Annotated in this window: 20 protein-coding genes and 1 pseudogene; 13 read left to right on the top strand and 8 right to left on the bottom strand. The window is 70.6% G+C overall.

All coding sequences use genetic code 11. The features are described from left to right. Positions 1-83 precede the first annotated feature (83 nt). Complete coding sequence (locus SZN_RS10960; RefSeq protein ID WP_007494244.1) at positions 84-998, top strand: hypothetical protein; 915 nt, start codon at positions 84-86, stop codon at positions 996-998. A gap of 16 nt (positions 999-1,014) precedes the next feature. On the opposite strand, the gene SZN_RS10955 is transcribed toward SZN_RS10960, so the two are convergent. Together SZN_RS10955 and SZN_RS39690 are read right to left on the bottom strand one after the other, a co-directional pair. After that, positions 1,015-3,411 carry an HAD-IC family P-type ATPase gene (locus SZN_RS10955; RefSeq protein ID WP_043729910.1) on the bottom strand — a complete coding sequence of 799 codons (2,397 nt, stop codon included), beginning with the start codon at positions 3,409-3,411 and terminating at the stop codon, positions 1,015-1,017. 192 nt (positions 3,412-3,603) lie between these two features. Beyond that, positions 3,604-3,966 carry a DUF2530 domain-containing protein gene (locus tag SZN_RS39690; protein ID WP_007494242.1) on the bottom strand — a complete coding sequence of 121 codons (363 nt, stop codon included), beginning with the start codon at positions 3,964-3,966 and terminating at the stop codon, positions 3,604-3,606. A 118-nt stretch (positions 3,967-4,084) separates the two neighbouring features. On the opposite strand from SZN_RS39690, the gene SZN_RS10945 reads away from it, so the two are divergent. Then, positions 4,085-5,536 (top strand): NCS2 family permease, encoded by a 1,452-nt coding sequence (locus SZN_RS10945; RefSeq protein ID WP_007494241.1) that lies wholly within the window; start codon positions 4,085-4,087, stop codon positions 5,534-5,536. Between the two features lie 27 nt (positions 5,537-5,563). Here SZN_RS10945 and SZN_RS10940 read toward each other — a convergent pair whose 3' ends face one another. Beyond that, a complete protein-coding gene (locus SZN_RS10940) occupies positions 5,564-5,746 on the bottom strand; it encodes a ribbon-helix-helix protein, CopG family (RefSeq protein WP_043729906.1) in 183 nt (60 codons plus the stop codon). Between the two features lie 155 nt (positions 5,747-5,901). Here SZN_RS10940 and SZN_RS10935 point away from each other — a divergent pair, with 155 nt between their 5' ends. The 3 genes from SZN_RS10935 to thpR all read left to right on the top strand — a co-directional run bounded on the left by SZN_RS10935 (position 5,902) and on the right by thpR (position 8,446). After that, a complete protein-coding gene (locus tag SZN_RS10935; RefSeq protein WP_007494237.1) occupies positions 5,902-6,339 on the top strand; it encodes a MarR family winged helix-turn-helix transcriptional regulator in 438 nt (145 codons plus the stop codon). Positions 6,340-6,385: 46 nt separating this feature from the next. Beyond that, complete coding sequence (locus tag SZN_RS10930; RefSeq protein ID WP_086021361.1) at positions 6,386-7,741, top strand: MFS transporter; 1,356 nt, start codon at positions 6,386-6,388, stop codon at positions 7,739-7,741. Positions 7,742-7,873: 132 nt separating this feature from the next. Next, the gene (gene thpR, locus SZN_RS10925) at positions 7,874-8,446 is read left to right on the top strand and encodes an RNA 2',3'-cyclic phosphodiesterase (protein WP_007494235.1); all 573 of its coding nucleotides are present in this window, start codon (positions 7,874-7,876) and stop codon (positions 8,444-8,446) included. A 146-nt stretch (positions 8,447-8,592) separates the two neighbouring features. Here the strand turns inward: thpR and SZN_RS10920 are convergent, their stop codons facing one another. Further along, a complete protein-coding gene (locus SZN_RS10920) occupies positions 8,593-9,447 on the bottom strand; it encodes an aldo/keto reductase (RefSeq protein ID WP_078508528.1) in 855 nt (284 codons plus the stop codon). Between the two features lie 84 nt (positions 9,448-9,531). On the opposite strand from SZN_RS10920, the gene SZN_RS10915 reads away from it, so the two are divergent. The 5 genes from SZN_RS10915 (at position 9,532) to SZN_RS10895 (ending at position 15,100) form a co-directional block, all read left to right on the top strand. Further along, entirely contained in the window at positions 9,532-11,181 is a 1,650-nt protein-coding gene (locus SZN_RS10915) for a recombinase family protein (RefSeq protein WP_043729901.1), read from the top strand. Between the two features lie 252 nt (positions 11,182-11,433). Continuing rightward, positions 11,434-11,637 (top strand): hypothetical protein, encoded by a 204-nt coding sequence (locus tag SZN_RS40020; RefSeq protein ID WP_007494232.1) that lies wholly within the window; start codon positions 11,434-11,436, stop codon positions 11,635-11,637. Positions 11,638-12,329: 692 nt separating this feature from the next. Beyond that, positions 12,330-12,881, top strand: coding sequence for a P-loop nucleotide/nucleoside kinase family protein (locus SZN_RS10905; RefSeq protein ID WP_043729940.1), 552 nt, complete (start codon positions 12,330-12,332; stop codon positions 12,879-12,881). Between the two features lie 588 nt (positions 12,882-13,469). Next, positions 13,470-14,054: a recombinase family protein gene (locus SZN_RS10900; RefSeq protein ID WP_007494230.1), complete on the top strand. Its 585-nt coding sequence runs from the start codon at positions 13,470-13,472 to the stop codon at positions 14,052-14,054. 56 nt (positions 14,055-14,110) lie between these two features. Next, positions 14,111-15,100, top strand: a complete 990-nt coding sequence (locus tag SZN_RS10895) for an aldo/keto reductase (RefSeq protein WP_007494229.1) — start codon at positions 14,111-14,113, stop codon at positions 15,098-15,100. Positions 15,101-15,245: 145 nt separating this feature from the next. Here the strand turns inward: SZN_RS10895 and SZN_RS39685 are convergent. Further along, positions 15,246-15,398 (bottom strand): annotated as a pseudogene (locus SZN_RS39685) (aldo/keto reductase); the annotation flags it as partial. A 42-nt stretch (positions 15,399-15,440) separates the two neighbouring features. Next, complete coding sequence (locus SZN_RS10890; RefSeq protein WP_007494225.1) at positions 15,441-16,118, bottom strand: SGNH/GDSL hydrolase family protein; 678 nt, start codon at positions 16,116-16,118, stop codon at positions 15,441-15,443. A gap of 126 nt (positions 16,119-16,244) precedes the next feature. Between SZN_RS10890 and SZN_RS10885 the strand changes: the two genes are divergently transcribed. Next, complete coding sequence (locus SZN_RS10885) at positions 16,245-17,219, top strand: hypothetical protein (RefSeq protein WP_007494223.1); 975 nt, start codon at positions 16,245-16,247, stop codon at positions 17,217-17,219. A 5-nt stretch (positions 17,220-17,224) separates the two neighbouring features. On the opposite strand, the gene SZN_RS10880 is transcribed toward SZN_RS10885, so the two are convergent. Next, positions 17,225-18,022: a TetR/AcrR family transcriptional regulator gene (locus tag SZN_RS10880; protein ID WP_007494220.1), complete on the bottom strand. Its 798-nt coding sequence runs from the start codon at positions 18,020-18,022 to the stop codon at positions 17,225-17,227. A gap of 86 nt (positions 18,023-18,108) precedes the next feature. Here SZN_RS10880 and SZN_RS10875 point away from each other — a divergent pair, with 86 nt between their 5' ends. Together SZN_RS10875 and SZN_RS10870 are read left to right on the top strand one after the other, a co-directional pair. Continuing rightward, the gene (locus SZN_RS10875) at positions 18,109-19,083 is read left to right on the top strand and encodes a daunorubicin resistance protein DrrA family ABC transporter ATP-binding protein (RefSeq protein ID WP_007494219.1); all 975 of its coding nucleotides are present in this window, start codon (positions 18,109-18,111) and stop codon (positions 19,081-19,083) included. Next, complete coding sequence (locus tag SZN_RS10870; protein ID WP_007494216.1) at positions 19,080-19,901, top strand: ABC transporter permease; 822 nt, start codon at positions 19,080-19,082, stop codon at positions 19,899-19,901. Before SZN_RS10875 ends, SZN_RS10870 begins: the two co-directional genes overlap by 4 nt. A gap of 85 nt (positions 19,902-19,986) precedes the next feature. On the opposite strand, the gene serC is transcribed toward SZN_RS10870, so the two are convergent. Further along, positions 19,987-21,105: a phosphoserine transaminase gene (gene serC / locus SZN_RS10865; RefSeq protein ID WP_007494214.1), complete on the bottom strand. Its 1,119-nt coding sequence runs from the start codon at positions 21,103-21,105 to the stop codon at positions 19,987-19,989. Positions 21,106-21,136 lie beyond the last annotated feature (31 nt).

Genomic DNA, 21,136 nt, shown 5'->3' with positions numbered 1-21,136 from the left:
GTCTGATCACACGGGTCAACAGACCCCTCGACCACCCGGGCCCCGACGTGACCGGCGGGGCCCGCTACGCATCAGGGGAACGCATGCGCATCAGAGCCACCGTGGCGGCCGTCTCCGGCGCCCTGGCCCTCTCCGCCCTCGCGGTTCCGGCCGCGCAGGCCGACGGCCCGGCCCCGACGCGGGCCGACGTCGCGACGATCCGCCAGGCGGCGCAGGCCGCGTCCGCCAAGGCCGGGAGCCGGGTGGGCGGGCCGTACGCCCTGAACGTCTCCTTCTCCGACTTCAAGATCGCCAGGACGATCAAGGTCGGCACGACCAACCGCGTCTCGACGTCCGTCACCTACACGCTGACGCACGGCGCGGACGTCGACATCAAGGCCGCCGACTTCATCACGGACCCGATCATCTACCGGGGCTCGTTCACCGCCCCCGACGCCTGGCTCCTCGGCGACAAGCCGGCGAAGTGCACCGCCGTCACCGCGACCACCGCCACCTGCAAGGGCACCGTCGACATCTACCCGGGTCCGGGCGTCCACGACCTGGTCAACACCGACGCCGGCGCCTGGAAGGCCGCCGCCGAGGCCACCGCCTTCAACGGCCAGGACCCCTCCGCCGAGGAGTTCGACATCACCGAGGTCGGCTACCGGAGCCAGAGCGGCCTCGGCGGCACCACCGTCCAGCGCTACTCCAAGCTGACGGTCAACGCCTCGCCGGAGCCGGTGAAGAAGGGCAAGCCGATCACGGTCACCGGCAAGCTCTCCCGCGCCAACTGGGAGGACAACACCTACCGCGGCTACACGGGCCAGCCGGTGAAGCTCCAGTTCCGCAAGAAGGGCAGCGACACCTACAGCACGGTCAGGACGGTCACGACCAACTCCACGGGCGAGCTGCGCACGACCGTCACGGCCGCGGGCGACGGCTACTTCCGCTACTCGTTCGCGGGCACCACGACCACCCCGGCGGTCAACGCCACGGGTGACTTCGTCGACGTGCGCTAGCGGGGACGACGCCCGGCTACGCGGGGAACCGGCGGTCGACCCACCTCCAGACGAACTCCAGGGCGACCGCCGACACCGCCGCGACGCCGACCGCGATCCACGGCATGGTCATCCCGACCAGCCGCAGCGCGAAGAACTCCTGGAGCCACGGCACGACCAGGACCAGCAGGAACGCGAAGCCCATCGCGGCCACCAGCGCGAGGCGCCACCAGGTGTAGGGCCGGGCGACGATGGCCAGCACGTAGAGCGAGATCAGGAAGAGCGTCAGCGTGGCGGCGCTCGTCTCGGCGTTCAGCGATCCCGCCCCCGTGTAGTGGTGACGGGCGATCAGATACGTCACGAAGGTCGCCGCCGCGGCCAGCGCGCCGCCCGGGATCGCGTACCGCATCACCCGCCGCACGAAATGCGGCCTGGCCCGCTCCTTGTTGGGCGCGAGCGCCAGGAAGAAGGCCGGCACGCCGATGGTCAGGGTGGAGAGCAGCGTCAGATGGCGCGGCAGGAACGGGTACTCCACCTGCGAGAACACCACCAGCAGCGCCAGCAGTACCGAGTACACCGTCTTCACCAGGAACAGCGTCGCGACGCGGGTGATGTTGCCGATGACCCGCCGTCCCTCGGCGACCACCGACGGCAGCGCGGCGAAGCTGTTGTCGAGCAGCACGATCTGCGCCACGGCCCGGGTCGCCTCCGACCCCGAGCCCATCGCCACCCCGATGTCGGCGTCCTTCAGCGCGAGGACGTCGTTGACGCCGTCACCGGTCATCGCGACGGTGTGGCCGCGCGACTGGAGCGCGCCCACCATGTCCCGCTTCTGCCGCGGGGTGACCCGCCCGAACACGGTGGCCGCGTCGATGGCGCCCGCCATGGCGTCGCGGTCCCGGGGCAGCTCGCGCGCGTCGACCGTCGTCCCGGCCAGGCCCAGCTTGCCCGCCACCGCGCCGACGGACACCGCGTTGTCCCCGGAGATCACCTTCGCGTGGACGTTCTGCTCGGCGAAGTAGCGCAGGGTGTCGGCGGCGTCCGGGCGCAGCCGCTGCTCCAGTACGACGAGGGCGGCGGGCTCGGCCCCCTTCGCCACGTCGGGATCGTCCAGCCCGCGGCCGGCCCGCGCCAGCAGCAGCACCCGCAGGCCCTGCTCGTTGAGGCGGTCGGTTTCGGCCAGCGCCGGATCGCCGGCGGGCAGCAGTACGTCCGGGGCGCCCAGCAGCCAGGTGCCGCCCCCGGCGTCGCCCTCGCCGAAGGTGGCGCCGCTGTACTTGCGGGCCGAGGAGAACGGCAGCGCCCCGGTGGCGCGCCAGCCCCGGCCGTCGGGATACGCGTCGATGACGGCCTGGAGGGAGGCGTTGGGGCGGGGGTCGGAGGTGCCGAGGGCGCCCAGCACCGTGCGGACGTGCCCCTCGTCGTGGCCGCCGAGCGGACGCAGCCCGGTGACGTCCATGCCGCCCTCGGTGAGGGTGCCCGTCTTGTCCAGGCAGACGGTGTCGACGCGCGCGAGGCCCTCGATGGCGGGGAGTTCCTGCACCAGGCACTGCTTGCGGCCGAGCCGGACGACGCCGATCGCGAACGCGACGGAGGTCAGCAGCACCAGCCCCTCGGGGACCATGGGGACGATGCCGCCGACGGTCCGGGCGATCGAGTCGTCCAGCGCGTTCTGCTTCACGGCGATCTGCGTGATGATCAGGCCGGTCGCGGCCGGGACCATCATCCACGTCACGTACTTGAGGATGGTGGAGATGCCGGAGCGCAGCTCGGAGTGGACGAGGGTGAAGCGCGACGCCTCCTCGGCGAGCTGGGCCGCGTACGCCTCCCGGCCGACCTTGGTGGCCTGGAAGGCGCCGCCGCCCGCGACCACGAAGCTGCCGGACAGGACCCGGTCCCCGGGGCGTTTGACGACGGGGTCGGCCTCGCCGGTGAGCAGGGACTCGTCGATCTCCAGCCCGTCGGCCTCGACGCACACCCCGTCCACGACCGCCTTGTCGCCCGGCCCGATCTCGATCAGGTCGTCGAGGACGATCCCGGAGGTGGCGACCTCGGCGGACGCGCCGTCCCGCCGCACCCTCGGCCGCGCCTCGCCGATCACCGCGAGGGAGTCGAGGGTCTTCTTCGCCCGCCACTCCTGCACGATGCCGATACCGGTGTTGGCGATGATCACGAAGCCGAACAGGCTGTCCTGGATCGGCGCGACGAAGAGCATGATCAGCCAGAGCACGCCGATGATCGCGTTGAACCGGGTGAAGACGTTGGCCCGCACGATCTCGGCCATCGACCGGCTGCTGCGCACCGGTACGTCGTTGACCTGGCCGCGGCCGACCCGCTCGGCCACTTCGGCAGCGGTCAGCCCGCTCGCCGCGACCGTGACGGAGGCGGGGTGCGCGGGTTCGCCCACTTCGGTGCCAGGGTCGGCATGCGTCATGCCTTCGACGGTACGTGCGGAGCGGGGCGTTCACCCGCCGAGGGGCGAGAAGTTCCGACCCGGGGAGGAGGGGTGTCGTCCCGGAGTCGTACGGCGCCGATGCCGCGACCGGAAGGGCTCACGGCTCAGTGACCGGAAGGATTCACCGGCTCGGCCGCCGGAAGCGTCCACCGGCGCGGCGACCGGAAGGGCTCACCGGCTCACGACACCCGGCCCGGAGGCCCCCGGCCCCGTGGACCCCGGCCCCGTGGACCCCGGACCCGTGGACCCCGGACCCGCGGACCCCGGACCCGAGCCGTCCGGCTCCGGGGGCGCCGCCGCCCACCTGATCGCGGCGTCCCTCCGGCGCACGTACCAGATGCCGATCAGCCCGAGCCCGCCGCCGGCCAGGCAGGTCCACACCCACCAGGTGTGGCCGTGGTCGGCGAACCAGCCGTAGAAGGGGAGCTGGACGACGAAGAGGACGAACCAGATGATCGTGCCGCCGGTGATGGTCGCGACCACGGGCCCCTCCAGGGGCTCCGGCGCCTCGTGCTTGGGGGTCCACTTCGCCATGGGACACAGCTTACGAGGCGTGCGGTTCTACGCGCGGAGATATGCGTACGGGGCCTTATATGTTCATACTGAAAAGGTTTGTGTCTGACCACTTCTCTTCGTAGGAAACTCCAACAGTATGCCCACCTCGGCTCCTGCCAAGGCCCCCACTCCGGAACAGCCGGGAGCCGGGCCCGCCCACGGCGCACTCGACCGCTACTTCAAGATCTCCGAGCGCGGCAGCACCGTGCCGCGCGAGATCCGCGGCGGTCTCGCCACCTTCTTCGCGATGGCGTACATCATCGTGCTGAACCCGATCATCCTCGGCAGCGCGAAGGACATGTACGGCAACCAGCTGGACAACGGTCAGCTGGTCACCGCGACCGCCCTCACCGCGGCCTTCACCACGCTGCTGATGGGCGTCATCGGCAACGTGCCGATCGCGCTCGCCGCCGGCCTCGGCGTGAACTCGGTCGTCGCCCTCCAGCTCGCGCCCCGGATGTCCTGGCCCGACGCCATGGGCATGGTCGTCCTCGCCGGCTTCATCGTGATGCTGCTCGTCGCCACCGGACTGCGCGAGCGCGTGATGAACGCCGTGCCGTACGGCCTGCGCAAGGCCATCTCCATCGGTATCGGCCTGTTCATCATGCTGATCGGGCTGGTGGACTCCGGTTTCGTCTCCCGCATCCCGGACGCGGCCCAGACCACGGTCCCGCTCCAGCTCGGCGCCGACGGCCACCTCGACGGCTGGCCGGTCCTGGTCTTCGTCCTGGGCGCGCTGCTCACGCTCGCGCTGATCGTGCGCAAGGTCCCCGGCGCGATCCTGATCTCGATCGTCACGACGACCGTGGTCGCCGTCGTCATCGAGTCCGTCGCGAAGGTCCCCTCGTGGGGGCTCACCGCCCCGAAGTGGCCGGGCAACCCCGTGGCCAGCCCCGACTTCGGGCTGATCGGCCAGGTCAGCCTGTTCGGCGGCTTCGGCAAGGTCGGTGTGCTCACCGGCGTGCTGTTCGTCTTCACCGTCCTGCTGTCCTGCTTCTTCGACGCCATGGGCACGATCATGGGCGTCAGCGACGAGGCGAAGCTGACCGACGCCCAGGGGCAGATGCCGGGCATCAACAAGGTGCTGTTCGTCGACGGCATCGCCGTCGCCGCGGGCGGCGCCAGCTCCTCCTCGGCCACCACCGCCTTCGTGGAGTCCACGGCCGGTGTCGGCGAGGGCGCGCGCACGGGCCTGGCGAACGTCGTCACCGGCGCCCTGTTCGGCCTGGCGCTGTTCCTCACGCCCGTCGCCACGATGGTCCCGTCCCAGGCGGCCACCCCGGCCCTGCTCGCGGTCGGCTTCCTGATCCTCGCGAACTCCGTCAAGGAGATCGACTGGGCCGACTACACCCTCGCGATCCCGGCGTTCGTGACGATGGTGATGATGCCGTTCACCTACTCGATCACCAACGGCATCGGCATGGGCTTCCTCACCTTCGCCGTGCTGCGCCTGGCGGCCGGCCGCGGCCGGGAGGTGCCCGTCGCGATGTACGTCGTGGCGGCGGTCTTCGGCTTCTACTACCTGATGCCGGCCCTGGGCCTGACCTGAGCGCGCGGAGCGGTTCCGCGGGGGCCGTCAGGTGACCCCGTAGAACCGCTCCGTCTCCTCGACGGCGGACTGGAACCGCTCGTCGAAGTCGTCGCGCACGAGCGTGCGCACGACATAGTCCTGGACGCTCATACCCCTTCTCGCGGCATGCTGTCGGAGCCGTTCGAGCAGCTCATGGTCTATTCGCAGGCTGAGCACGCTGGTCCCCATGCAGACGAGGGTCGCGGCACTCTTCGGTGCGGTGTGTGACGTTCCGCCGCCGGATCACCCAAATGAGTGATGTGACGCTTCAGTGGCCGGTGTCACGGGCATTGATGCGCGCCCCGAGTGGTCCTTAGCGAGAGTAATGAGTTACGCTAAATACCATGTCGGACCTTACCCATGGCGACGACGCTGCCGCCGTGAACTCCCTGCGCTCCGCCGTGATGCGGCTGTCGCGCCGGCTCAAGCACCAGCGGGTCGACGAGTCGCTGAGCCCCACCGAGATGTCGGTGCTGGGCACCCTCTCCCTCTGCGGCAAGGCCACCCCGGGTGAGCTGGCCCGCAAGGAGCACGTCCAGCCGCCGTCGATGACCCGCATCGTCGCGCTCCTGGAGTCCAAGGGCCTGGTCCGCCTGGAGCCGCACCCCGAGGACCGGCGCCAGAAGGTCGTCACGAAGACGGAGCAGGCCGAGGCGATGCTCGAGGAGAGCCGCCGCAAGCGCAACGCCTTCCTGGCCACCCTGGTCGAGGGCCTCGACGAGGACGAGTGGGCCGCCCTGCGCGCCGCCGCCCCCGTGCTGGAGAAGCTCGCACACCTGTAGGGACCACGCACGGCCGAAGGCGCCGTCGACAAGGAGGCGAACCCTGTTGAGTACGGGACCCGGAGCAGCTTCCGCCCCCGCACCACACACCGACCACTCCCCGCCCGTACCCGAGCGCACCTCCTCGATGTTCAGCTCGCTGAAGGTCCGCAACTACCGGCTGTTCTTCCTCGGCCAGGTCGTCTCCAACACCGGCACCTGGATGCAGCGCATCGCCCAGGACTGGCTGGTGCTCAGCCTCACCGGCTCCGCCACCGCCGTCGGCATCACCACGGCCCTGCAGTTCCTGCCGATGCTCCTCTTCGGCCTCTACGGCGGTGTCCTCGTCGACCGGCTGCCCAAGCGCGGCACCCTCCTGGTCACCCAGTCCGCCATGGCCCTCACCGGCATCGCGCTCGCCGCGCTGACCCTCACCGGACAGGTCCAGGTCTGGCACGTCTACCTGGCCGCCTTCGCCGTCGGACTGGCCACCGTCGTGGACAACCCGGCCCGCCAGTCGTTCGTCGCCGAGATGGTCGGCCCCGGCCAGCTCCAGAACGCCGTCAGCCTGAACTCCGCGAACTTCCAGTCGGCCCGGCTCGTCGGCCCCGCCGTGGCCGGCCTGCTGATCACCGGCGTCGGCACCGGCTGGGCGTTCCTCGCCAACGGGCTCTCCTTCGTCGCGCCCATCGCCGGTCTGCTGCTGATGCGGGCACGTGAGCTGCACGCCGTCCAGCGCGCCCCGCGCGGCAAGGGGCAGCTGCGCGAGGGACTGCGCTACGTCGCCGGACGCCCCGAGCTGATCTGGACCATCGTCCTCGCGGGATTCGTCAGCACCTTCGGCTTCAACTTCCCCGTCTACCTGTCCGCCTTCGCCGACGACGTCTTCGACGCCGGCGCCGGCTCCTACAGCCTCTTCAACACCCTGATGGCCGTCGGATCGGTCGCGGGCGCCCTGCTCGCCGCCCGGCGCGGCACGGCCCGGATGCGGGTGCTCGTCGTGGGCGCGGTGGCGTTCGGCGCGATGGAGATCGTCGCCGCCCTCGCCCCCTCGCTGTGGCTGTTCGCCCTGCTCATGGTGCCGATCGGCATGTTCGGCATGACGGTGAACGTCACCGCCAACAGCAGCATCCAGATGAGCACCGACCCCGTCATGCGGGGCCGGGTCATGGCCCTCTACATGATGGTCTTCATGGGCGGCGCGCCCGTGGGCGCGCCCATCGCGGGCTGGATCACGGACGCGTACGGCGTCCGGGCGGGCCTGGCGGCCGGCGGCGCCGTGACGGCCGCGGCGGCCGTCGCGATCGCCCTGGTCCTGGCCCGCGTCGGCGGCCTGCGGCTGTCGGTCGGCTGGCACCGCGGCCATCCGCACGTGCGCTTCGTGCCCCGCGAGCGCGAACGGCTGGCCGCGGCGGCGGCGTAGGCGCGTCGCCCGGTCCGCCGCCGGGTCCGTCCCCGGGGCCCGGCCCGGGGCGCGCGGACCCCGCTCGTACGACCCGGGTCCCGTCCCCCGGTCCGGCCCCGGGGGACGGGACCCGGCGGCGAGACTGGGGGCATGAGACTCTTCGCCGCGGTGCTGCCCCCCGACGACGTCGCCGGCGAACTCGCCGCCGCCGTCGGCCGGCTGCGCGCGCTGCCCGGCGCGGACCGGCTGCGCTGGACCGCGCCCTCCGGCTGGCACCTCACCCTCGCCTTCTACGGCGAGGTCGGGGACGACCTCCTCCCCGGCCTGTCGGCCCGCCTGGAGCGCGCCGCCCACCGCACCCCCGCCTTCCCGCTGGCGCTGCGCGGCGCGGGGCAGTTCGGGCACGGGCGGACGCTGTGGGCGGGCGCCGAGGGCGACCTGCCCGCCCTGCGCCTGCTCGCGGACCGCAGCGAGGCCGCGGCCCGCAAGGCGGGGGTGCCCATGGGGGAGCACCGCCGCTACCGGGCCCACCTGACGCTCGCGCGCAGCCGGGAGCCGCTGGACCTGCGGCCCTGCCTCGACGCCCTCGCCCCGTTCGGCACCCGCACCTGGACGGTGGGGGAGCTGGCGCTGGTCCGCAGCCGCCTGCCCCGCTCCACGGAGCCGGGCGCACGGCCCCGCTACGAGACGGTCGCCCGCCGGCCGCTCGGCGGGGCCGGTTAGTCTCGGACCGTGGACCCGAAAACCCGGAACCGGATCATGGCCGGTGCACTCGTGCTGATGTTCGTCCTCGTCGCGGTGGCGGCGGCGTTCGGCGGGTAGCCGCCGCGCGCTCCGCCCGCCACCGCGACGGGCCCGGCCGGGCGTCCCTACCAGGCGAACGCCTCCGGGGACGGCCCCGGGCCCGGGAAGACCTCGTCCAGCCCGGCCAGCAGCTCCTCGCCCAGCTCCAGCTCCACCGCCCGCAGCGCCGACTCCAGCTGACCGGCGGTCCGCGGGCCGACGATCGGGCCGGTCACACCGGGCCGGGTCAGCAGCCAGGCCAGGGCGACCTCGCCGGGCTCCAGCCCGTGCTTGTCGAGCAGATCCTCGTACGCCTGGATCCTCGCGCGGGCCGCGGGGTCGGCCAGCGTGTCGGCGGCCCGCCCGGACGCCCGGCGCCCGCCCTCCGCGGCCTTCTTCAGCACGCCGCCGAGGAGCCCGCCGTGCAGCGGCGACCAGGGGATGACACCGAGCCCGTACTCCTGAGCGGCGGGCACGACCTCCATCTCGGCACGCCGCTCGAAGAGGTTGTACAGGCACTGCTCGCTGACCAGGCCGATGGTGCCGCCGCGCCGGGCCGCGATCTCGTTGGCCTGCGCGATCTTGTAGCCGGGGAAGTTGGACGACCCGGCGTAGAGGACCTTGCCCTGCTGGACCAGGACGTCGACCGCCTGCCAGATCTCCTCGAACGGCGTCGAGCGGTCGATGTGATGGAACTGGTAGACGTCGATGTAGTCGGTCCCGAGCCGCTTCAGCGAGGCGTCCACGGCCCGGCGGATGTTGACCGCGGACAGCTTGTCGTGGTTGGGCCACGCCTCGCCGTCGGCGGCCATGTTGCCGTAGACCTTGGTGGCGAGCACGACCTTGTCGCGCCGCTCGCCGCCCTTCGCGAACCAGCTCCCGATGATCGACTCGGTACGGCCCTTGTCCTCGCCCCATCCGTACACGTTTGCGGTGTTCAAAGATCAATTTTGACGCCATGATCCGAACCGCATACCGTCACCCCTTGTGCGCGATGCGTGACACAGGGGAGAGGGAGAACGAGCATGGCGAGAGTTCTGGGTGTGATCCGTCTGTCGAGGGTGTCGGACGAGACCACATCGCCGGAGCGTCAGCGTCGGTCCATCCAGCGATGGGCCGATCAGGAGGGGCACGTCGTCGTGGGGTGGGTCGAGGACATCGACGTGTCCGGCGGGGTAGAGCCGTGGAAGCGTCCGGAGTTCGGCAAGTGGCTTCCCTCGACCATCGGGAAGGAGGTCAGCGCGATCGAGCACCGGATCGCGGTGGAGGAGTCGCGCGCCGACGAGTACGACATCATCTGCGCGCTGAAGATCGACCGTCTCTCGCGACGCGTGCTCCACGTGCACGCCCTCCTGGAGTGGTGCGAGAAGAACGGCAAGGAGGTCGCCACCGTCGAGGACGGGATCAACCTCAACACGCAGATGGGGAAGCTCCTCCTCAGCCTGATCGCGTCCTTCGCGGAAGGGGAGCTCGAAGCCATCAAGGCGCGGGCCAAGTCCTCGTACAACCACCTGGTGAAGGAGGGGCGCTGGCGCGGCGGCCGAACTCCGTACGGTTACCGGGAGGAGAAACAGGAGACCGGCGACGGATGGAAGCTCGTCCCGGACGACTACGGGACCGACACGGCCGGGACGCTCCGTGAGATCGTCCGCCGTCTCATCGCGGGCGAGTCGGCGAACAGCATCGCGCAGTGGCTCAACGAGGACGTGTCGAAGACCCCGACGTCACTCGACGCCCAGATGATCCGTAACGGCAAGACCCCGAAGGGAAGCCGCTGGACCGCCGCGAACACGGCCAAGGTCGTACGTTCCCGCTGCATCCTGGGGCAGATGGAGGTGTCCGAGGAGGTGATGGTCGACGGGGAGAAGACGACACGACGCCGGGTCGTCCGGGACGCGGACGGCCAGCCCCTCCAGCGCGCGGAGCCTCTGATCACGCACGAGGAGTGGGAGCTGGCCAACAAGAAGCTGGACGAGAACACCAGCAAGCGCAACGGCAACCGCAAGGGTGGGTCGCCCTTGCTCCAGGTCGCGTTCTGCACATGTGGGGAGCCGGCGTATCTCGCCCCTGGCCGTAACTGGCCCTACTACCGATGCGCCTCCCGTACCACGCACAAGCCGTGTCCGACCGGAAGCAAGGGCATCGCGGCGCACACGCTGGAGGACGCCGTGGGGAAAGCGTTCCTCCTCGCTGCCGGGGACGTCGAGATCGTCCGGAAGGTCTTCCGGCCGGGCGTGGACTACACGCGCGACATCGAGGAAGTGAACCGCGCCCTCTCGGACCTGAGGGAGGACCGCGAGGCGGGCCTCTACTCCAGTGAGCTGGGCAAGCAGGAGTACCGGGAGGCGTACAAGCGGTTGGACGCGCGACGTGAACAGCTCATCGCGCAGCCCACGCGCCCGGACACCTGGGAGGAGATCCCGACAGGAGAGACCTACCGGGAACGGTGGAGCACGTTGTCGACCCAGCACGAAAAGGGCAGGGAGCTACGCGCCGCAGGGGTCAAGGCCGTCATCCATGCCGAGCCGATTCCCGGGATGACCGCCGCGCAGCTCATGGCTCCCGATGGCCATGACGGGATGTGGCAACACCCAGTCGGGAGGGTTCAGGTTCTGATCCCCATGGACTTCAAGCAGCGTCTGCGCAACATGGCGGCGGTCCACAGCGAAGGCTGACCGACAACTGCATGCGACGAGGAGGGCCCTGTGGTCGGGGCCCTCCTGCGCGTTTGTAGGATGCCCGGCAGGTCGCCGCCGTCGCTCCCGACCGCAAGAGACCGAGTCCAGGCCCGATGCCCTGGGCGCCCAACCTGTGAAGCGCCGTGCCTCCCGCACGGCACCCCCGCGAAGAAGGGAGACACATGTCCCGCCGTCCGGCGGGGTCGCCGGCGCACCCTCGTGCGCCTCACAGGAAGGAGCCGCGAACCAGTGGCCATCAGCTTCGGTCATGACCGCCCGTGGGGCGGAGTCTCCCAGCGCGAATACCAGCGCAAGGCGCAGGACCCTCTACACCCGCTGGCCTACCGTGTCCACTTCGCCGCCATCGGATGGGCCGACCGTCACGGGCACGCAGCCTTCGCCCCTGGGAAGCTGGCCACCCTCCTCGGCAAGGACGGCAAAACCCCTGTCTGACCAGAGCACGAACAACGCGATCGCACGCGCCAAGAGGCTCGACCTTGTATCGCCCCGGTCGGGAGCCGCTTGCCTTGTTCTTGGTTCTCACCTCTTCCAGAAGGGGAAGGGCGCTCCGGTGCCGTGCCGCGTCCATCAAGACCGGTGAACAACACATCGTACGTGTAGCCAGCACACGCCAGGCGTGTACCGGCATTGCCAGTGGCCTGCGGAAACGTTCGCTTCCTCTCTCTTCTTCTTGTCCTCACTTGCGGCCCCGAAGGGGGCCGACAGAGGGAAGCCTCGTTCGATCTACGGCAAGCGCAGTAGGGGCGCGGTAGCGCCCCTAAAAGACGGGCATCGGCGAAGCGGTAGAGAGCATGGGCGGCCGAACGGCCGCCACAGTCTGCAGCCGCTACGACAGAGCGGCCCCGCCGGGGCCGACAGGAGCAAGACCAAGGGAGGCGCTGCCGCGCCCCCACAGGCAGGGCCGTCAGGCTCCGTTCCTTGCTCTCCCCCGCCGTCGCCAAGGAGGCAGCGCAAGTGGTTTCGACACCGTGAACCGATCCCGCTTGACGGTGGGATTCGGCACCGCTCAGCGATCTTTCGGGCATGTTCCGCCGATGGAATTTACCCCCAGCCATCCGAGCGGGATGCTGATCCAACACACCGGGGTCCGACGCGCGGGCATGGCAACGGGGGAGAAGATCGCTTTGATCGTTTGGGTGAACGGTGCGTTCGGCAGCGGGAAGAGCACGCTGGTGGACGAGTTGCGTCCGCGCTGGCCGGAGGCGCTGGTCTACGACCCGGAGATGATCGGCTTTGTGCTGCGGGAGATCGTGGAGGTGCCGACCGGCGACTTCCAGGATCTTCGGTTGTGGCGACGGCAGGTGGCCGACCTGGCGGTGGGGCTGGTTGAGGAGTACCACCGTCCGATCCTTGTCCCCATGACTTTGGTCAACTCCGGGTATGCCGATGAGATCTTCAACGCTCTGGAGGATGCGGGCATCGGTGTTCACCACTTCTTCCTCAAGGTCCCCCGAGAGGTCCTGGAGAAGCGGATCGAGGGCCGGAGCTTCACTCCAGACACCCCCGAGCAGGATGAACGGGTACGGCGCTGGTGCAAGGACAGGATCGAGTCGTGCATGGCCGCAGTCGACGCCCTGCCCAGCGACACGGTTTTTCTGGACGGCGAGTTGACTCCGCAGGAGCTTGCCGACCAGGTGCTGGTCCGGGTCCGGTCCGGTGGGACGCGCGGTGCATGATCGCGGTGGTGGTCTGTGGTCAGCCACGTACTGCCTGGAGGAGGGGCCGACCTGAAGGACCCTGAAACCGTGGCAGGATTTGAGCCGGTAAGACCCGGCGGTCGGCAAGCGCCCGCCAAGGGGTCATACCCCACCCCTCTCCGCTGTTGGCCTCTCGCCTTGTCTCGGCCCTCCTCTTCACTGTCGATCCGGCAAGTTCACTGTCGATCCGGCAAGCGTGAGCCCCTGCCTTCGCTCCGCCGTCGACAGGCTGGCCCTGCATCCCTTGGAAGGCGAACGGCTGTGCACCCGCGTGAGCGGTCGACAGGCCGCGCCCTCGGTAGTCGGCGAGAGCGAAGCGACAGACCGGCAGACAAGCCCACAGCCCCTTGCCGTGGCGACCGGGGCGCAGCACTGTCCGACACCGGGCAGAGGTGCGACACCCGACCGTGGCGCCGTGTGACCAGTAACGGCCGTCTCGAAAACCAAGGTTTGTGAGACGGGATGGCAAGCGTTCCTGAAGGGGGTGTGTAGCGCTGTTCAAAACCCGTCTCGAAACTCCAGTCTCAGGCTTGACGTATTGAGATGAGTTCTGAGACAGTCTCGGCCGTGACGACGAACACGATCATCGGTCAGCTCATCGGTTACGCCCGCGTCTCCACCGATGACCAGGAAGCGCAGTTGCAGCACGACGCGCTGACGGCCGCAGGCTGCGCCCGGATCTTCGAGGACAGAGCATCGGGCAAGAACACCGATCGGCCGGAGCTGCGGTCAGCACTCGACTACGCCCGCGCCGGCGACACTCTGTGCGTGTGGAAGCTCGACCGCTTCGCCCGGTCGCTCATCGACCTTGTGACCATGGTCGACACGCTTCGGGAGCGTGGTATCGGGTTCAAGGTGCTCACGGGTGCACTGGCCAACATCGACCCCAGCACGGCCGATGGCCGTCTCATGCTCCAGGTGGTAGGAGCCATGGCGGAGTTCGAGCGCAGCCTCATCATGGAGCGCACCCGCGCCGGACTCGACGCAGCCAAGGCGCAGGGGCGTACCGGCGGACGGCCGTCCGTCGTGAACGAGGACGTGCTGACCGTGGCCCGCGCGAGGAAGGCGAAGGGAGAGAGCGTCAGTGCCATCGCCAAGGCTCTGGGCGTCTCCCGGGCCACGCTGTACCGGCACCTCGGAGACGACTCCTGACGGCGGAACCTGATGCCCTTGCCTGGAGCGGACTCGAAGCAGTTGGCTTGTGGCCCATGAAGTACACCCAGCTCGGACGCACCGGACTCAAGGTCAGCCGACTCGTTCTCGGCACGATGAACTTCGGTCCGCAGACAGACGAATCAACCAGCCACGGCATCATGGACGCCGCTCTCGACGCGGGTCTGAACATTCTGGATACGGCCAACGTCTATGGGTGGGGTGAGAACAAGGGCCGCACCGAGGAGATCATCGGAACTTGGTTCGCCCAGGGTGGCGGGCGGCGCGACAAGGTCGTCCTCGCCACCAAGGTGTACGGGAACATGGCGGGCGACGGGGACGTCTGGCCCAACCACGACAAGCTCTCCGCGGTGAACATCCGACGGGCCGTCGACGCGTCCCTCAAGCGGCTGCAGACCGACTACATCGACATCTACCAGTTCCATCACATCGACCGGTCGACGCCGTTCGAGGAGATCTGGCAGGCGATCGACGTCCTGGTCCAGCAGGGCAAGATCCTCTACGCGGGGTCGTCCAACTTCCCCGGCTACAAGATCGCCCAGGCAAACGAGACCGCCGCCCGGCGCGGCCGCATGGGCCTGGTCAGCGAGCAGTGCCTCTACAACCTCGCTGAGCGCCGCGCCGAGATGGAGGTCATCCCGGCCGCGCAGGACTACGGCCTCGGTGTCATCCCCTGGTCTCCGCTGCACGGAGGACTGCTCGGCGGCGTCCTCAAGAAGGAGGCCACACAGGGGCGCCGGGCGAGCGGCCGCGCTGCCGACGCGCTCAAGGACACCAAGACACGCGAGCAGATCCAGGCGTACGAGAACCTCCTCGACAAGCACGGCCTCGAGCCCGGTGAGGCGGCACTGGCCTGGCTGCTGACCCGCCCCGGCGTCACCGGCCCGATCGTCGGCCCTCGCACGCAGGAGCAGCTGGACTCGGCGCTGCGCGCCCTACAGCTGGAGCTGAGCGAGGAACTGCTGACGTCTCTGGACGAGATCTTCCCCGGTCCCGGACCGTCTCCCGAAGCCTTCGCATGGTGAGGTAGCGGGTCTGTGTCGGAGTCGTCGCCTTCTGCTTGCGTTCGAGGCGAGTGGGAGGCGGCGGCTTCGTCGTTTCCACTCGGGGTCCGCAGGAGCGGTGAGCGTCAGCGATGCGCTGCTGCGGAACCTGGCGTCAAAATTGCCGGTTGGCGGTGTCGAAGTAGTTGATGCCGGCGTCGAGCGCCGCGTCCATGATCGCGTGGCTGTCGGCCTCGCCGGTCTGCGGACCGAAGTTCATCGTGCCGAGGACGAGTCGGCTGACCTTGAGTCCCGTGCGTCCGAGCTGCGTGTACTCCATGGCAGCCACGCTAGCGGTGTGGAGTGCGCTCCGGGCAAGGGGTCAGCGGGGGGTGTAGGGCTCGCCCAGGTCCCACGCCTGGTGCATCGCCCCCGCGAACGCCTCCGCGATCAGGTGCTCGCCGCGCGCGTTCGGGTGGGTGCCGTCGTAGGTGTCGAAGGTGATGTCGTACGACGGCGGCGGGGAGGCCAGGAGCAGGGGCGAGCGGGGCTCGTCCAGGTCGGCGACCGCCTTGGCCAGCAGTTCGTTGAAGCGGGCGACCTGCGCGGCGAAGGGGGCGTCGGTCTCGGCGCGGACGTTCGGGATCACCGGCAGGGCGACGACGCGCACCCGCGGGTTCGCCGAGCGCGCGCCGGCGACGAACTCCCTTACGTTGTGGGCCGTCTGCTCCGCGTCGGTGTAGAAGCCGAGGTCGATCAGGCCCAGCGAGACCAGCAGCACGTCGGCCCGGTGCGCGCGCACCGCCTCGCCGATCAGCGGGGCCATGTGCACCCAGCCCTCGCCCCAGCCGGCCAGGTGGGCGCGGGGGAAGGCGGGGTCGGCGTACTCGTACGACGTGGGCGTGTCGGTCGCCTTGTCGTGCAGCGCCTCGCGCGGGCCGACCAGCGCGAAGGGACCGCCGTACGTGTCGCGCAGGTGCTGCCACATGCGGTAGCGCCACGTGTGTTCGCCGGCGCTGCCGATGGTCATGGAGTCGCCGACGGGCATGAACCTGAGCATCCGCTCATGATGGACGATCTCCGCCCGGTGGCAGGGACCGGCGGGGTGTGAAGCCCGCCACGCGCCGGGCGGGCCCCGGAGGGCCCTCCGCCGCCGAACCGCCGCGCCTGATGGCAGGCTTGGGACATGCGCCGACCGCTCGCCCTGCTCGCCGGGGTCCTGATCACCGCCGCGTTCACCGTGCCCGCGTCCGCCGCCGACGGCGACCGGGACTTCACGATCGGGGACCCGCGGATCACCGAGTCCAGCGGCCTGGCCGCCTCCCGCCAGCACAAGGGCGTCTACTGGACCCACAACGACCAGGACGAGGGCGCCTTCCTCTACGCCGTCGACAGCGCCACCGGCAGGACCGTCGCCAGGATCACCATGACCGGCGTGGGCACCCCGCGGGACGTCGAGGCGATCTCCATGGGCCCGGACAACCAGCTCTACGTCGGCGACATCGGCGACAACGACGGCGTGCAGTGGCCGTACGTGTGGATCTACCGGCTGCCCGAGCCCAAGGTGCTGAAGGACCAGACGATCCGGGCCACGCAGTACGTGGTGAAGTACTCCGACGGGAGCCGCGACGCCGAGTCGATGGTGGTGCATCCCAGGACCGGGCGCGTGTACATCATCGACAAGCAGGAGAACGGCGGGCACCTGTACGAGGGGCCGGCCAGGCTCTCCCCGTCGGGCGCGAACGTCTTCCGGCCCACCACGCCCGTCGACCTGTGGGCCACCGACGCCGCCTTCTCGCCGGACGGCGGGACGCTCGCCGTGCGCGGGTACTTCGGCGGCATCGCCTACGACTGGAACGGCGGGAAGCTCAAGCGGCGCGAGCGCATCAGCGTGCCGCTCGGGCAGGGGGAGTCGGCCACCTACTCGGTCGACGGGACCAAGCTCATGCTGGGCAGCGAGGGCGCGGACAGCGCGGTGGTCGCGAAGGACGCCCCGGGCTCCTCCGGGGCGTCCTCCGGCGGGGGGCCGGCGTCCTCGGGGGGTGCCGGCGGCGGTGGCGGGGGCGGCGGCGCGGGCGGGGACATCAAGGTCGGCGGCGTCGCCGTGCTGGTGGCGGTCGTGGCGCTCTTCGGGCTGCGGCGGCTGTTCCGCCGGGGCTGAGGCGGCTATCCGGCGGCGGGCGGGGGCGGGGCGCCGTCCGTCCCCGGGCGGCGGGCCACGAACACCTCCAGGCCGTCCAGGATGCGCTGGAGCCCGAACTCGAAGTGGTCGAAGCCGCCGCCCCAGGTGCCCTCGTCGAGGGAGGCGAGCAGGGGGTAGCGGCCGGAGGCCATGGCCTTCTCCAGCGTCGGCGCCTGCGCCTGCCAGAACTCGGTGTCCGTCAGGCCGGTCCGGTGCTCGGCCTCCCGCTGGTAGAGCTGGGTGCGCGCGGCCCCGGCGACATAGGCGTCGATCATGACGATCGCCGAGATCAGCTCCGGGTCGCTCAGCCCCGTCGGCTTGATGCGGGCGAGCATCGCCTCCGTGCTCTCCAGGGCGCTCGGGCCGAGGATCGGGCGTGACTGGTTGACCTGGAGCAGCCAGGGGTGGCGGCGGTAGAGGTCGAGGGTCGCGCGGGCCATCGCCTCCAGGGCGGTGCGCCAGCCGTCCGTGCCGGGGTCGGCCGGGTCCCGCGAGGGGCGCTGGACGCGGTCGAGCATCAGGTCGAGCAGTTCGCCCTTGCCGGGGACGTACCGGTAGAGCGACATGGTGCCGGTGCCGACCTCGGCGGCGACCCGGCGCATGGACACCGCCTCCAGGCCCTCGGCGTCCGCGACCCGGACGGCAGCCGCCACGATGCGGTCCAGGGTGAGGGCGGGCTTGGGCCCGCGGCTCGGTCGCCGGCCGGTGTCCCACAGCAGCTCCATGGTGCGCACGACGTCGCCGCTGCCGCTGGTCTCCGTACCGCCCTTGCCGCTCGTCATGCGGTTCAGCTTAGGCCCCCGCCAAAAACTGAGTACGATGTACGCGTTATCGAGTACGGTGTACTCAATGAAGGAGAGGGGGACCCATGGGCGACGACGGACTCGCGGTGCGGGCCGAGGGGCTGGAGAAGCGCTACGGCGGCAAGCGCGCGCTCGACGGCTTCGACCTGGCCGTGCGGGAGGGCACCGTGCACGGCCTGCTCGGGCCGAACGGCGCGGGCAAGACCACCGCCGTGCGCATCCTGTCCACGCTGATCCGGCTGGACGGCGGCCGGGCGGCGGTGGCGGGCCTGGACGTGGCGCGGCGGCAGCGCGAGGTGCGGTCGCGGATCGGCCTCACCGGGCAGTACGCGGCCGTGGACGAGGTGCTGACCGGGCGGCAGAACCTGGAGATGTTCGGCAGGCTCTTCCACCTGGGCGGCAGGCGGGCCCGTGCGCGCGCGGCCGAACTGCTGGCGCGGTTCGACCTGGCCGACGCGGCGGACAAGGGTGTCGGCGAGTACAGCGGCGGCATGCGGCGCCGCCTGGACCTCGCGGCGTCGATGATCCTGGCGCCGGCCGTGCTCTTCCTCGACGAGCCGACGACCGGACTCGACCCGCGCGGCCGCGGCGAGGTCTGGGACGCCGTGAGGGCGTTGGTGGCCGGCGGCACGACCGTCCTGCTGACCACGCAGTATCTGGAGGAGGCCGACCGGCTGGCCTCGCGCGTCACCGTCATCGACCGGGGCCGGTCCATCGCCGACGACACCCCGGACGGGCTGAAGAACCGCGTCGGTGGCGACCGGATCGAGGTCGTGGTGGCCGAGCGGTCCGACCTGCCGCGGGCCGTGAAGGTCGTCGCCCGGGTCTCGGACGGCGAACCCGAGGCGGAGGAAGGCGAGTTGCGGGTGCACGCGCCCGTCCTCGACCGGGTCGCCGCCCTGACCGAGGTCGCGCGCACGCTCCAGGACGAGGGCGTCCGGGTCGAGGACATCGGGCTGCGCAGGCCCAGCCTCGACGACGTCTTCCTGCGCCTGACCGGACAGCGTACGGACAAGACCACCGAGGGGGCCGCGGCATGACCGCAGTGGACCTGAGCGCGCCGCGCGACCGCGGCAGGCTGTACTGGACCCTCGCCGACGTCGGGAACATCGTGCGCCGGGGCCTGACCCACTACCGGCGCCAGCCGGTCAACATCCTCTGGCAGCTCGGCTTCCCGATCGTGTCCGTGCTGCTGTACGGCTATGTCTTCGGCAGCGCCATGCAGGTGCCGGGAGGCGGGGACTACAAGGACTTCCTGATGCCGGGCATGTTCGTGATGACGATGGCGTTCGGCTTCATCAACACCGCGACCATGGTCGTCCACGACGCCACCAAGGGCGTCATCGACCGGTTCCGCTCCATGCCGATGGCCTCCTCCGCGGTGGTCGCCGGGCGCGGGATCACCGATCTGCTCACCGCCTGCGCCGAGTTGGCGATCATGATGCTGACGGCCCTCGCGATGGGCTGGCGGCCGGACGGCGGGTTCGGCTTCCTCGGCGCGTTCGCCCTGCTGCTGTGGCTGCGGTTCGCGCTGATCTGGACCGGGGTGTGGCTGGGGCTGATGGTGCCCAACCCGGAGGCCGCGGGCGGGCTGTTCGCGGTCGCCTTCCCGCTCACGATGATCTCCAGCGTCTTCGTCGCCCCGCAGCTGATGCCCGACTGGCTGGGCTGGGTGGCGGCCTGGAACCCCATCTCCTCGACGGCCGCGGCCACGCGCGAGCTGTTCGGGACGCCGGGCGGGGCGGGCGACTCCTGGATCGAGCAGCACGCCCTGCTGATGGCGGGGGTCTGGCCGGTGGTCCTGACGGCACTGTTCCTGCCGCTCGCCGTCCGCAGGTTCCAGCGGCTGAGCAGGTGACGGCCCGGCAGTGCGGGCCGCGGGCCCGGTGACGTGCGAAGGGCGCCCCGCGGACCGTCGCGGGGCGCCCTTCGCGGGGGTCTGGCTACAGCTTCTCGATGACGAAGTCGACGCACTTCGTCAGGGCCTCGACGTCCGCCGGGTCGACCGCCGGGAACATCGCCACGCGCAGCTGGTTGCGGCCGAGCTTGCGGTAGGGCTCGGTGTCGACGACGCCGTTGGCGCGCAGGACCTTGGCGACGGCCGCGGCGTCGATCTCGTCCGCGAAGTCGATCGTGCCGATGACCTGCGAGCGCTTGGCCGGGTCGGTGACGAACGGGTTGGCGTACTTGGCGTCCTCGGCCCAGCCGTACAGCGTCCGGGAGGACGTCGCGGTGCGGCCGACCGCGAAGTCCAGACCGCCCTGGCCGTTGATCCACTCCAGCTGCTGGTTGAGCAGGAAGAGGGTCGCGAGGGCCGGGGTGTTGTACGTCTGGTTCTTGCGGGAGTTGTCGATCGCCGTCGGCAGCGAGAAGAACTCCGGGACGTGCCGCCCGGAGGCGTGGACGCGCTCGGCGCGCTCGATCGCGGCCGGGGAGAACACGCCGATCCACAGACCGCCGTCGGAGGCGAAGGACTTCTGCGGCGCGAAGTAGTAGACGTCCGTCTCGGCGATGTCCACCGGCAGGCCGCCGGCGCCGGAGGTGGCGTCGACCAGGACCAGGGAGCCCTCGTCCGCGCCGGCCACGCGCCGGATCGGCATGGCGACGCCGGTCGAGGTCTCGTTGTGGGTGAAGGCGTACACGTCGACGCCCGCCTCGGCGGCCGGCTCCGGGTGGGTGCCCGGGTCGGCGGCGACGACGGACGGGTCGGCGAGCCACGGGGCGAGCTTGGCGGCCTTCGCGAACTTCGAGCTGAACTCGCCGAAGGTGAGGTGCTGCGACCTGTTCTCGATCAGGCCGTGGGTCGCGATGTCCCAGAAGGCGGTCGAGCCGCCGTTGCCGAGGACGACCTCGTAGCCCTCGGGGAGCCGGAACAGCTCGCGGATGCCCTCGCGCACCTGGCCGACCAGGTTCTTGACGGGGGCCTGGCGGTGGGAGGTGCCGAGGAGGGAGGCTCCGGTCGCGGCCAGCGCGTCCAGCGCTTCCGTCCGCACCTTGGAGGGGCCCGCGCCGAAACGACCGTCGGCGGGCTTGATGTCAGCGGGAATCTGGATCTCAGCCACGTGGGGAGCGTAGCCGTTCCGGCACGGCCCG

This window comes from Streptomyces zinciresistens K42 (assembly GCF_000225525.1).
GTDB classification, from domain to species: domain Bacteria; phylum Actinomycetota; class Actinomycetes; order Streptomycetales; family Streptomycetaceae; genus Streptomyces; species Streptomyces zinciresistens.
Note: the sequence above shows the minus strand (reverse complement) of the source record. Positions and strands in the feature narration are given on the sequence as shown.

Bases quoted from the DNA above. Each gene is read 5' to 3' on its own strand.
- SZN_RS10960 (WP_007494244.1), top strand. From the start codon at position 84: ATGCGCATCAGAGCCACCGTGGCGGCCGTCTCCGGCGCCCTGGCCCTC.
- SZN_RS10955 (WP_043729910.1), bottom strand. From the start codon at position 3,411: ATGACGCATGCCGACCCTGGCACCGAAGTGGGCGAACCCGCGCACCCC.
- SZN_RS39690 (WP_007494242.1), bottom strand. From the start codon at position 3,966: ATGGCGAAGTGGACCCCCAAGCACGAGGCGCCGGAGCCCCTGGAGGGG.
- SZN_RS10945 (WP_007494241.1), top strand. From the start codon at position 4,085: ATGCCCACCTCGGCTCCTGCCAAGGCCCCCACTCCGGAACAGCCGGGA.
- SZN_RS10940 (WP_043729906.1), bottom strand. From the start codon at position 5,746: ATGGGGACCAGCGTGCTCAGCCTGCGAATAGACCATGAGCTGCTCGAA.
- SZN_RS10935 (WP_007494237.1), top strand. From the start codon at position 5,902: ATGTCGGACCTTACCCATGGCGACGACGCTGCCGCCGTGAACTCCCTG.
- thpR (WP_007494235.1), top strand. From the start codon at position 7,874: ATGAGACTCTTCGCCGCGGTGCTGCCCCCCGACGACGTCGCCGGCGAA.
- SZN_RS10915 (WP_043729901.1), top strand. From the start codon at position 9,532: ATGGCGAGAGTTCTGGGTGTGATCCGTCTGTCGAGGGTGTCGGACGAG.
- SZN_RS10895 (WP_007494229.1), top strand. From the start codon at position 14,111: ATGAAGTACACCCAGCTCGGACGCACCGGACTCAAGGTCAGCCGACTC.
- SZN_RS10890 (WP_007494225.1), bottom strand. From the start codon at position 16,118: ATGCTCAGGTTCATGCCCGTCGGCGACTCCATGACCATCGGCAGCGCC.
- SZN_RS10885 (WP_007494223.1), top strand. From the start codon at position 16,245: ATGCGCCGACCGCTCGCCCTGCTCGCCGGGGTCCTGATCACCGCCGCG.
- SZN_RS10880 (WP_007494220.1), bottom strand. From the start codon at position 18,022: ATGACGAGCGGCAAGGGCGGTACGGAGACCAGCGGCAGCGGCGACGTC.
- SZN_RS10875 (WP_007494219.1), top strand. From the start codon at position 18,109: ATGGGCGACGACGGACTCGCGGTGCGGGCCGAGGGGCTGGAGAAGCGC.
- SZN_RS10870 (WP_007494216.1), top strand. From the start codon at position 19,080: ATGACCGCAGTGGACCTGAGCGCGCCGCGCGACCGCGGCAGGCTGTAC.